The 11,141-nt window shown below is 53.3% G+C and carries 8 protein-coding genes and 1 tRNA gene; 5 read left to right on the top strand and 4 right to left on the bottom strand.

What is annotated here, in order from left to right; all coding sequences use genetic code 11:
• The first annotated feature begins 372 nt into the window (after positions 1-372).
• Positions 373-459: transfer RNA gene (locus ACP4CD_RS05580), tRNA-Leu, on the top strand.
• Between the two features lie 128 nt (positions 460-587).
• On the opposite strand, the gene ACP4CD_RS05585 is transcribed toward ACP4CD_RS05580, so the two are convergent.
• The 4 genes from ACP4CD_RS05585 to ACP4CD_RS05600 all read right to left on the bottom strand — a co-directional run bounded on the left by ACP4CD_RS05585 (position 588) and on the right by ACP4CD_RS05600 (position 8,156).
• Positions 588-1,235 carry a TonB family protein gene (locus ACP4CD_RS05585; protein WP_426993869.1) on the bottom strand — a complete coding sequence of 216 codons (648 nt, stop codon included), beginning with the start codon at positions 1,233-1,235 and terminating at the stop codon, positions 588-590.
• Between the two features lie 765 nt (positions 1,236-2,000).
• Complete coding sequence (locus ACP4CD_RS05590) at positions 2,001-4,151, bottom strand: CHASE2 domain-containing protein (RefSeq protein ID WP_426993870.1); 2,151 nt, start codon at positions 4,149-4,151, stop codon at positions 2,001-2,003.
• Between the two features lie 91 nt (positions 4,152-4,242).
• Positions 4,243-4,713 carry a hypothetical protein gene (locus ACP4CD_RS05595; RefSeq protein ID WP_139306288.1) on the bottom strand — a complete coding sequence of 157 codons (471 nt, stop codon included), beginning with the start codon at positions 4,711-4,713 and terminating at the stop codon, positions 4,243-4,245.
• Positions 4,714-4,742: 29 nt separating this feature from the next.
• Positions 4,743-8,156: a tetratricopeptide repeat protein gene (locus ACP4CD_RS05600; protein ID WP_071159396.1), complete on the bottom strand. Its 3,414-nt coding sequence runs from the start codon at positions 8,154-8,156 to the stop codon at positions 4,743-4,745.
• Between the two features lie 278 nt (positions 8,157-8,434).
• Here ACP4CD_RS05600 and ACP4CD_RS05605 point away from each other — a divergent pair, with 278 nt between their 5' ends.
• The 4 genes from ACP4CD_RS05605 (at position 8,435) to ACP4CD_RS05620 (ending at position 11,096) form a co-directional block, all read left to right on the top strand.
• A complete protein-coding gene (locus tag ACP4CD_RS05605; protein ID WP_064027318.1) occupies positions 8,435-8,662 on the top strand; it encodes a HypC/HybG/HupF family hydrogenase formation chaperone in 228 nt (75 codons plus the stop codon).
• The gene (gene hypD, locus ACP4CD_RS05610) at positions 8,659-9,783 is read left to right on the top strand and encodes a hydrogenase formation protein HypD (RefSeq protein ID WP_426993871.1); all 1,125 of its coding nucleotides are present in this window, start codon (positions 8,659-8,661) and stop codon (positions 9,781-9,783) included. The genes ACP4CD_RS05605 and hypD overlap by 4 nt, the downstream gene beginning before the upstream one ends.
• 93 nt (positions 9,784-9,876) lie before the next feature.
• The gene (locus ACP4CD_RS05615; RefSeq protein WP_064027310.1) at positions 9,877-10,302 is read left to right on the top strand and encodes a desulfoferrodoxin family protein; all 426 of its coding nucleotides are present in this window, start codon (positions 9,877-9,879) and stop codon (positions 10,300-10,302) included.
• Between the two features lie 251 nt (positions 10,303-10,553).
• Positions 10,554-11,096, top strand: a complete 543-nt coding sequence (locus ACP4CD_RS05620) for a M15 family metallopeptidase (protein ID WP_426993872.1) — start codon at positions 10,554-10,556, stop codon at positions 11,094-11,096.
• Positions 11,097-11,141: the final 45 nt, after the last annotated feature.

An 11,141-nucleotide genomic window follows, 5' to 3' on the forward strand; every position in this document is an offset into this window, starting at 1 on the left:
TGATCGTGCGTTCGGTAGGCGTCCGTAAAATCGGCAGCCGCATCGAAAGCTATCGCTTCATTTTAGGGGTTTCCGGCGCCAACATCGACATCTAATCCGGATTCGTCGCATGTAAAACGCCGGGCAATCTCCTCCTAGCGACACGGATGTCTTATGGCGGACCTCGGTCCGCCGTTTTTTTGCGGCTAGCCCGGCATTACCCCTTTTCAGCATGACGTGATAGGAATTGTCGCCTTCCCCGAAGTGGCTCATTCATCCTGAAGCCAGAACGAATCCACTTGGAACTTGATCGAAAAATATAATAGACGGGAATTAGTTGACAGATACTTAATTTGACAATATAATGCGCACTTAACTTGCCAGCCAAGTTAAGCCGAGGTGGTGAAATTGGTAGACGCGCTAGCTTCAGGTGCTAGTAGGGGTAACCCTGTGGAGGTTCAAGTCCTCTCCTCGGCACCATCATTTCTCAGTGAAATATGGTGTGAAGTTTTATATCCATTCCTTTCGATAGAGCTTTGCTACGGTTCTTGTAGCTAATATCCAAAAACCGATTTTATACGCTAGACCACAGCATCGCCTCCATTGTATTAAGCGTTCTCTTGGTCTTTAAGACTAAAAATAATCGGCACAAGCACTGAGCACGCCTCATTGATCTCCCCACGCTTGGCCGGAACAAACTGCCAATTCTTTACGGCTTCTAGTGCAGCTTCGTCCAAAGTCTCATGACCGCTGCTTTGTTCAATACCGATCGTTTCCACTTGCCCTGCTTCGCTGACCAGAACTTTTAACACGACCCTGCCTTGCCAACCGCGACTCCTGGCTACCGACGGATAGTCTGGCTTAGGATTTTTATCGTACGCCGCGCTCATATAAGCCTCGGTATACGGCCGAGCCTCGTTTTCGAACACGGGCTTCTCAGGCTGATTAGGCGTGGGTAACACATCGCTAACAGGCTGCAATTGTTGCTTCAACAATTGTTCGAGCTCGGAAAAATCAGCGGCTCGCGCTTGTTCGGTTTTTATTAATTTCGGTTTGGGTTGCACACGCTTACGCGGAGGCTTTGAAGCTTGCGGCGGTTTAGCCGGCGGTACGGGCGTCTGTTTAGCAGCGGGGATCGTAATCGTTGAAACCTGAATGGCCAGCGGCTCAGGTTCCGGAGAACGTTGCTCAGGAACAAACAAGCACTTCACGCCTAGCAAGTGAATCCCGGAAACCGTGACGGCGATTGCGAACAATACGTCACGATTTCGGGATTTTCCTGCTCCGGGTATATTAATCCGAGGAGTTGTGAATACCGGCGCGACGGTCCCTCGGCGCAAGTCCTCCACGAAGGAGGGTGACGGCGCTCGCCCCGAGGAGAATCGAGCGGAAGGCTTTTCGAGAATACTGGTCGGAAATCGGAACATACGGAAATTAAAATAATTCGTTGTTATCGATAAACCCTACGAACACGCCGACCGAAACCAGCGAAATCAAACAATCATGCCGGACGTTTTTCCCCAAAAATTCCTCCGCGCCGCTAATCCGGCTAGACTGGCGCGGCCAATTTCGCCTGTGGCACGACGAATTTTTACGGCAATTAAGACTTAGCATTCTTGCTATAAAGCAAATACCGCGCCTTTTCGGAAATCCGCGTATTTGCTGTGATTGCCCAACCGCAAAATAATTTAACTGTGTTATTTAACGATAGATCAGGGGATATGCCCTACTCACCACGATACGGCGACGACAAGCCCTTTCAATACACTGATGGCTAATCAAAACGGAAGGACGAGATGAACTAGAGATTCCGGATTTGGGCTTTAAATCGGAACGAGAGGAAAAGGTTTACGCAAACTAGCGGCCCAGCATGGCTTGTGACGGTGCTAGGCGCCAAGCGGAGCAAACTACAGCACGCACTTCAGATCGGCCTAGCGTTTTGGATCGTGCCGCCAAACAGGGAGAAAAGGACTACGAGCGGAAGATTGCGTACCGGTTTCGTTAACAGTGAAAGCAATCGATTACTTAGCATCCAGGGTAACAACGCCATCCCAATCGATCGGTGGTTGATTCTGATAGCCTTGGGCTAAGGCCAAATAGAAATTCGCCGGACCATCGGTACCTCTTTTAAGGACTGATTGAAATCCCTCTATCGCCACTTGCCAGTCTCCTCGCTGAAACGCCGAAAGCGCGACCGCGAAACCGCCATCAATTGGTCCCATTTCGGGTGCTACGATCTCCGCCAGATCGACCGGTTCGGCACGGCCAACCACCCGAAATCGCCCAACCGCCCGGTAACCGATGGCAGTGGTATCGACCAATTCCCGACACGCGAGTATTTGAGTACCCAAGAATTTGTTGATCCCCTGAATACGCGATGCAGTATTCACGGTATCGCCTATCGCTCGGTAATGATTCGCCTGACCGCTTTCCAACCCGCCCAGTATCATTTCACCGACGTACAAGCCGATTCGGGTACGAATCGGCTCCAGCCCCGAGGTTTGATTAAATTGGGTAACCGCCGCCTGCATGTCCAGGGCCGCCAAACACGCGGCTGTGTGCCGTTCGGATTCGGATAACTCGAACCAAACCGCCATCATCGAATCGCCGGTCACGTCCGCGACCGCGCCGCCGCGCGCGCCGACCGGACGACCGAGCACTTGGTAATAGGCGTTCAATAACTCCCACATCTGTTCCGCGCTACGACCCGCCGCGAGCGCGGTATAGCCTTCGATGTCGGTGGCCAGGCATACGCCGCGAATTTCCCGATGGGTCATCGCGGCGAATGTTGCTTTCCGATTACCCGACTCCGCAAACGGCAAAGTGCCGGCCCATTGCGGAAACACTCGACGCACAAAGGCCAGCATGCGCCGTCGCTCAATCAACAACTCGCGGCGCGCCATCACCAAACTGGTCAACCAGGCGGTCGGCAGCATCACGAACACAGGGGTCATGATCGGCAACCAAACGGCGTGACGAGCGAACAGCCAAAGCGCCATCAGCACGTAACTGACTGTAAACAAGGCGGTAGCCGCGTAGCCTGTCCAAGCGGGTAAGACTGACAGCAATAGCGCCAACGTCAATGCGAGTCCCGCACAGACCGCGCCGTGAGGCAGCGGCGTTCGGAGAAAGCGGTCTTCCAGCAAATTGGCAAACACCGTCGCCATGATCTCCACGCCGGCCATCTTACCGGTACGCGCATCGGTCAACGGAGTTTGAAAGAAATCGGTCTTACCGGCCGCGTATTGCCGATTGGCTTTGCCGACAAAGACCACTTTGTCGCGCAAGTCTCCCACCTTGCCTTGTAATACCTGACTGTAGGACGCCATCCGCAAGGTTTGCGGCGGCCCGTAAAAATTGATGAACCGAGATTCGTCGTCGCAGACTATGCCGGCTAGGCGCTGATCGAATTTCTGACTGGCGCGGTCACCGTTCGCCGCCAAACAGGTTCGGCGTAGCTCGGCGAGCCAATCCATGTAGGAAGCGTCCCGAGGCTTGGACTGTTCAAACCCTTGCATCCGATCCAGATACGCCGCCCACGCTACGACCGGCAAGCTTGGCATTTCCCCCAATTCGTCCAGATACAACCACGTTTCGCGTATCGTCGCGTCTTCGGCATCGTTGGCCAACACAAACGGCGCATGACCTAGAAGCGCGGGCTCCAACCGTGGATTAGCGGAAATTCTTCTTAGCGCCACGAGTGGCTCCGCCAGCTCACCGCCCGCACCCCCTGTTTTTGAAAGTGCCGAATCCTTATTGCTTTCGGAGCACTCTTCCCGCCCGAAAAAGTCCTCGGTCGCGCGTCGAAACATCTGTATGCAGTCGCTGGCAAGCACGTTGCCGGCCTCTAGCATCGCGTCCGCGAGGTCGGAATCGACCTCGGGATCGGCGCGAATGAACTGCAAATCAAACACGACCAACGCAACGCCCTGACGATGCAACTCCCGAATCAATCCGGCGTGGTAGCGGCGCCAGCGAGTCAAGTCGTTGCCGACGCCTAAATCGGCTTCGGAGGTTTCGTCCATGGCAACCACGAGCAACTTCGAACTAAGCGGAACGTTTCCTCTTATCCGATAAAAATAACCATCACCAATATACGTAAATTTACCAAAGCAAAAATTAATAGCTACCGCTATGCCAAACGATAAAATCGAGAAAATTAAAAATCGCATTTGTAAAAGTACAACACTTTCTCGTTACAAACTAACCACCTCCTAAATAACAGTAAACGAAAAATCGTGTACCAATCAGAGATAAATACGTCTACCACTCAGCTGAGTCTTCAGGAACGCATACTTTATATTTTTTTCCATTATTGTAATAAACAGTACACACGGAACCTTCGTAGATAGCTAAAACCGATACGAAAAACTTAGCATTTACTTCTTTTCCGTCTTTTGATATGCGCCCTTCAACTGGTGCGGTAACTTTCAATGCGTTTAATACAGCGTCATCGACTTGGATGATTTTAACACCGCAACTGTCACCTTTACCGCTTTCATTATTCTTGTAAGCGTCGCGACCTGAAGGTATTTCACTATCTCCACAAGAGGCTACTTCCTTACCGTCCAAGGAATTTACTACCACAAAGCGGTTGGATTTAAAATCGACGCCGCTTGCCATCGGCACATTTTTCTTAGTCAGGCTAGCAATCCTCTCGCTCATCGAGCACGAAGCTAGCGAAACAAGGCTAATGACAAGAAAAGCTCCAAACATTAAATTTCTATTTTTCATTATTACTCTCCATTCCATCTCAGTTAAAATCAATAAAATAGTGTCAATTTAGCAAACATTTGCCGTTCGGGGATAAAGGCGCTGAGCTGAGGACCACTGGCATCGAACTCACTCTGAAATCCGAACCTGTTATCGAATAGGTTTCTTACTTCGAAACTTACCGTTCCAAGGCGTTTCGGCATTCTAAATCCGACCGATGCATCAAATGTCCAAAAATCCTCATACTTCTTAGTAATCGGCGATGTGCCTGCCGGCGCGATGTCAAGATCGGTCACATAATTCACTTGCTGGTTTACCCAAGTGGCGGTAAAACGGCCGTATATACCGTTAGGATGATAAATGTTTAAAGAAATCGGTACCTGATGAGTGGCAACAGCACTTGGATCCGAAGAGACGCTTTGGTTGACAATAAAACTTGAATCAAAACGCAAATATCGATATTCCGCTTTTAACGAAAGCATATCCGTGGGCGTGGCATACACGTAAGCTATATACGATTGCTCGTCTCGATTTTGCCGAGTAAAAACATTGCTTGAAAATGACGACTGAATTTGCGAAATATCCCGCCAGATCGCCTCTCCACCGGCATATACAAAACGGTTGAACTTGTAATCCAATCCAACCGAATATTGCCACGCCGAGCTTCCATTAATACCATCGTAGAATTGATTAAAGCCAGCAACCTGGGTAGGTTCGATAGTTTGATTTGCGGCGAGAGGTCTTTTGAGCGTTCTAAAAAATGCTCCTCGCAATAGCAAGTCGTTGATTGGCTCCCACGTCAAACCGAACTTCGGGTTTAGCTGATGCAGCTCAACATGCGTGTCCCTATATAAGTCCAAACTCAGACCAAGCGTGGACAATACACCGGGTAAAAGCCGCTGCTTCGAATAGCCGTACCAATTAAAATAACTTTCGGCACTCTGCCCAGGAATAAAATAGGTAAACCTTTTATTTCGTCTTACATCAAAAGGGAACACCGCGCGCCTTGATAAACTTTTAATCAGATCATCGGACTGCGAAGCCAAATAGCCGACACCTGACAGAATATCGAGCTTTTGCGCATTGTATAGATATTGAAACTCGGTCTGAAAATTGTTGTTCTCGGAACCCACGAAAGTTGACTTGTTAAAGCTGGTCGACGGCGTGGCACCCTGCACAAAGGCAAAATCAGTCGAGACATCGTTTCTCGTGGTGTAAAAAGACGAGAATACGAGGTCTTGCTTGTTATCAATTTTATAATGCGCGCCCACTCTGGCCGTATCTTGCTCAATCGCTTGCCTTAGATTTTGGGCATGATAACCGTCTAATCGCAACGGCACATCGCCAGAACGAATGTCTTCGCTCTTCAGCTCTAACTGGATATTAAATCGCTCGGTTAAAGCGTATTGGGCAAAGACGTCATATACATCTTGCCGATAATCGTCATTTTCCCTGAATCCATCGGTCTGATAATGGAATTGCCCGAAACTCATCGACAAATGATCGTAAACACCAGATACCACCGCCGTATCGGATTTGGTGTTTCTACTGCCGTATGCACCGTTAAGGACTAAATGAGCCCCATTTGAGGTATATAGAGGATCGTATTCATTGTTCGATATAGACCCCGACCCGGTGTTATTCAAAAAACCGATGTTTTCATCGGTCAATTGCGGCTGTACCGGGGTAATGTTGATGGGTTGCAATAACTGGGCTTGTAACAATTCGCTGGCTCTAGCAACTCGGAAGCGAGGTTCGCGGTAGGTATCAGATAAAAATCGATGCGCCGAAGGATTTGTCGCATCACTTGCAAGCGACTTCCATGCCTCTTTCAGGGCTACCCTACCAAACCCCAAATCGTTGTAGATCCTTGCCATATTTGCCGTTCGCGCCGCGGAATCCTGGTCCAACTGCAACTCCGACCGATACACCGCCCGATTGTCATTCAGCTCAATCGCTTGCTGCATGTCGTGCAAGGCTTCTACCGGACGATTGGTGGTTTGCTTGCGAATTGCGTCGTAGAAGTAAGGCGTCGGGTCTTTGGGATCGCGCTGTTTGGCCAAATCGAACTGATCGCGGGCCAGCGGATCGCGGCGTTCTTCGTAATAGGCTTTGCCGAGATAGCTGCGGATCAGCGAATTGCCGGGGTCCAGCGTCGCGGCGATCTCCAGGTCCGCGCGGCCTTCTTCCAGTTCGCCGGCTCGAATCTTCGCCAAGCCCAGCCCCAGACGAGCCAATGGCGCCGTCGAATCCAACTTCACCGCATTCTCGAAGTGCTGCCTAGCGGCATCGATGTTGACGCGCGCCAGTTCGGCAAAACCGATCACGCTTTGAGTGCGCTCCAGGTTCGGGTCCAGTGCGGACGCCTTTTGCGCCGAAGCCAGACTTGCGTCGGTCAAGCCATTGGCCATTTCCAGTTCGGCGCGGCGCGCCCACGCCAACGCATCTTCCGGCGCCAATTCGGTGGCGCGCACGGCGGCTTGCAAGGCGTTGCTCAGTTCGAAGCGGCTCTGTTCGGCATAAGACAGCGCGCTCTGGGCCGGTACGGATTGCGGACTTGCAGCCACCGCGCGCCGCGCCAGTGCCAATGCGTCGTCCTTGGCATTCAGGGTCAACGCAGCCACCGATTGCAAGGCCAGCGCATCGGCATCGTTCGGATCGGCCGCCAACAAGGCCGCGACATCCTGCTTGGCCGCCTCAACCCGGCCGACGATCAGGCGCAACGCTGCCCTAATTTTCAAGCTGTCCCGACTCTCCGGCAACGCGTCCAGGTTTTTTAAGGCGGCGTCGATGCGGCCTTGCCGATAATCCAGCAACGCCGACTGCAATGACGGAGACAGCGACGACGCATTGGCCGAGACCAGCGGCGGGTAATAGAGCGCCCAGCTGACAGCGTCGGCGGGCCGCAAGTCGATGACCGCGCGAGGTGCCTGGCCCAGGCCGGCTTCGGCGCTTTGACCCGGCTGTAAACTGACGCTGCCTTGAGCGTTAAAAAAGCGGACGCCGCCTTCGTAAACCCAGAGCGCGGCTTGGGTGTCGTCGACACGCAACGCGAACTCGGTGCCTTCCGGACCGGCATTGGCGATCGGCGTGGTCACGGTCAGTCGTTTGGGCGTACGACTCAGAAAATGGACAAAGCCTTTCACCAAATCCAATACCGTCGGTTGATCCTGACTGATACCGTTTAAGGACAGAACCGTCTCTTTATCCAGGCGTAAGATTTCGTCATTGGGGAGTTGTAGAGAAACACGGCTATTCGCCTCGACCTTGACCCGACTACCCTCGCACAGGCGCTCGTCCAATACGGCGGCGCGCCATCGGTGATTGAACTCGACCGAAACCGACCCTTGCAACGAAACTAAGCGAGCCGCCCGTGCCTCTTCGCATTCGGCGCCGGCAATTTCAGTCTCGGAATAACTTTCTCCCGCGAATAAGGCCATGATTAGCAAAATCAAAGCACGCATAGTGGATCCGGATTTGGTGAATTATTGTTGTTGACCGATCATAGTGTGATATGAGTCGCAATATCAAGGTATTAATTCACTTTCAAGATTAAAATCAGATGAAAGTACGGAACTTTTTGCCAGTAGCTCGCGCCAACACAAACCCTTGCGGCCGAAAACTCGATGAATTCTTATATCGCGTTACTCGCTAATTCCGGCGATTGTCGGCAAAATACCCGTTGCAAATAGCCGCTCTAGCCGGCTATATTTTTTTAACTAGTCTGTCGTTCAAACTCACCATGTGCCTAGCTCTACCCGCCCAGATCATAGAAATCCAATCCGATCAACAGATGGCAACGGCATCCGTGGACGGCGTCAAAGTGGAAGTGTCGCTGGCCTTGGTAGACGACGTTGTAGTCGGCGATTACGTGTTGGTACATGTCGGCTATGCGCTTAATAAGATAGACGAAGCGGAGGCTCTGAAAACATTGGCATTATTTGCCGAGGCTGGTCTGACCGCGTCATGAAATACATCGACGAATTCCGCCAACAAGACTTGGCCAAGCAATTGGCCGGTGCGATTGCCGCAACCGTCGATCCAGGGCGGCATTACCGATTGATGGAATTTTGCGGGGGCCATACCCACGCCATTTTTCGTTACGGCGTTCAAGATTTGATGCCCGCCAACGTCGAGTTCGTGCACGGTCCGGGTTGCCCGGTTTGCGTACTGCCAACCGGCCGTATCGATAACGCCATTCAGTTGGTCGAACAACACGATGTCATCCTTTGCACCTACGCCGACTTAATGCGCGTGCCGGCCAGCGGCCATAACAGCCTGCTGAAAGCCAAAGCCGCCGGCGGCGATATCCGGATGGTGTATTCGACGCAAGATGCGTTGCGAATCGCTCGGGAGAATCCGCGCCGGCCGGTGGTGTTTTTTGCGATCGGCTTCGAGACCACCACGCCGCCGACCGCGGTCGCGATCCAACAAGCGCGGGCCGAGGGCCTAGCCAATTTCTCGGTGTTCTGTAACCACGTGCTGACGCCGGCGGCGATGCGGGCGATTTTGGACGCGCCGCAGCCGGTGGCGATCGATGCCTTTCTCGGCCCTTCGCACGTCAGTAGCGTGATCGGTAGCCGGCCTTACGAGGTCTTTGCCGAGCAATACGATAAACCGATTGTAATCGCCGGCTTCGAGCCTCTCGACGTGATGCAATCGGCGCTGATGCTGATCCGCCAACTTAATGCCGGCCAACACACCGTCGAAAACGAATATAGCCGAGCCGTCAGCCGCGACGGGAACCTCAAGGCGCAAATCTTGAGCGCCGAAGTGTTCGAGCCGCGCGCGACCTTCGAATGGCGCGGCCTGGGATTGATCGCCGACAGCGCCTTGCAAATCCGCGCCGAATATGCCGATTTCGACGCCGAGCGCCGCTACCCGATACCGGAAATTCGCGCCAGCGACGTCAAGGGCTGCGAATGCCCGGCAATCCTGCGCGGCGCCAAAAAACCGCAAGATTGTAAACTGCTTGGCACCGTCTGCACGCCCGAGAACCCGATGGGGTCGTGTATGGTGTCGTCGGAAGGCGCATGCGCGGCCTACTGGTCGTACGGTCGCTTGCGCGGCGCATCGGTGGAGGCAGGCTAAATCCGTTTTACCGCTTCGACTTTATCGATTATCGTTGTATCTCCGTCGGTTCTCACCGACATTTCACTCAGCCACTCACACAGGAAGCCCACTATGGAACGTCGCGATTTTCTAAAACTGAGTACCGCCGCTTCGGTCGCCGGCCTCGCCGTCCCCGCGCTAGGTCACGCCGAAACCAAACTACCCACGCCGCAGGGCGAGCTGTTCTACACCCAAGAGTCGCAAGGTCGTTGGGCCGGCAAAGCCGCTACCCACCTACCCGTCATCGAAATCAGCAAGGAAGGCGGCAAAACGCTGGTTAAAGTCACCACGCCGCACGAAATGAAGGGTTACGAGCACTACATCGTCAAACACATACTGCTCGACAAAAACTTTAAATTCCTCGCCGAACACATGCTGGATCCGGCCAAGGACACGGTGCCGGTATCGACCTTTCCGCTGGAAGGCTACAGCGGCGCGCTCTACGCGCTCAGCGTATGCAACAAGCACGACACCTGGTTGAACGGCGCGGAGGTCTGATTTTAACGGCACAGCTACCGGCCAGACATGCGTCGGTAGCGCCATACCAATAAACATGGCAGTCCGATGAGTATTTTCGGCCCATTGCTGTTCGGGTTGGGCAAGCTCGATCACAAACCGGAGGGGAGATTTGGGGGTATCCGTTCGAAGAATTATCGGCTACGGTTACCTCGACTAGCCATCAAGGCCGCGCCCCAGCCCAAGCACTACAACGACTCAACATTTAGGCTAAATCCCGGCAACTATCGAACATGGAAGACGACTCGACCGACCCCTACATCAGCCGTGTTAGGGCGATTTTTTTAGAGCTGGGCATTCCCGCTGACTTGCCCGACACGCGCGGGCTGCAGTTGTGGCGAGAACCGGAGCGCTTGGTGGATGTGATGTCGCCTGGCGCCGCCAAGCCGTTTCAATTAGGCCCGGAGGCCGCCGCGGCCTGGACGATCCTGCAAACGGCCGCGACCGATGATGGCGTGGAACTAAGATTGCTATCCGGCTTTCGAGGGCTGGATTTTCAAGCGCAACTGATCCGCCGCCAGTTAGCGCAAAGTCGGACGCTGGAAGTCGTTCTTAAAATATTGGCCCCACCCGGTTATAGCGAGCACCATAGCGGCTGCGCGGTAGACGTTGGCACGCCCGGCTGCCCCGGCCTGGACGAAGACTTCGAAAACACCGCCGCCTTCGCCTGGCTGTCCAAGCACGCCGGCCGATTTGGATTCACGCTGTCGTTCCCGCGCGGCAATCGCTACGGATATATCTACGAACCTTGGCATTGGTGCTACCGGATGCCGTAGTCGATACTATTGGAGGCCGGCCGTCACCCCGGCCGGCCTCCGCGA

This window comes from Methylomonas stagni, from assembly GCF_050154735.1.
Taxonomy (GTDB): Bacteria; Pseudomonadota; Gammaproteobacteria; order Methylococcales; family Methylomonadaceae; genus Methylomonas; species Methylomonas koyamae_A.

Bases quoted from the DNA above. Each gene is read 5' to 3' on its own strand.
- ACP4CD_RS05590 (WP_426993870.1), bottom strand. From the start codon at position 4,151: ATGCGATTTTTAATTTTCTCGATTTTATCGTTTGGCATAGCGGTAGCT.
- ACP4CD_RS05595 (WP_139306288.1), bottom strand. From the start codon at position 4,713: ATGAAAAATAGAAATTTAATGTTTGGAGCTTTTCTTGTCATTAGCCTT.
- ACP4CD_RS05600 (WP_071159396.1), bottom strand. From the start codon at position 8,156: ATGCGTGCTTTGATTTTGCTAATCATGGCCTTATTCGCGGGAGAAAGT.
- ACP4CD_RS05605 (WP_064027318.1), top strand. From the start codon at position 8,435: ATGTGCCTAGCTCTACCCGCCCAGATCATAGAAATCCAATCCGATCAA.
- hypD (WP_426993871.1), top strand. From the start codon at position 8,659: ATGAAATACATCGACGAATTCCGCCAACAAGACTTGGCCAAGCAATTG.
- ACP4CD_RS05615 (WP_064027310.1), top strand. From the start codon at position 9,877: ATGGAACGTCGCGATTTTCTAAAACTGAGTACCGCCGCTTCGGTCGCC.
- ACP4CD_RS05620 (WP_426993872.1), top strand. From the start codon at position 10,554: ATGGAAGACGACTCGACCGACCCCTACATCAGCCGTGTTAGGGCGATT.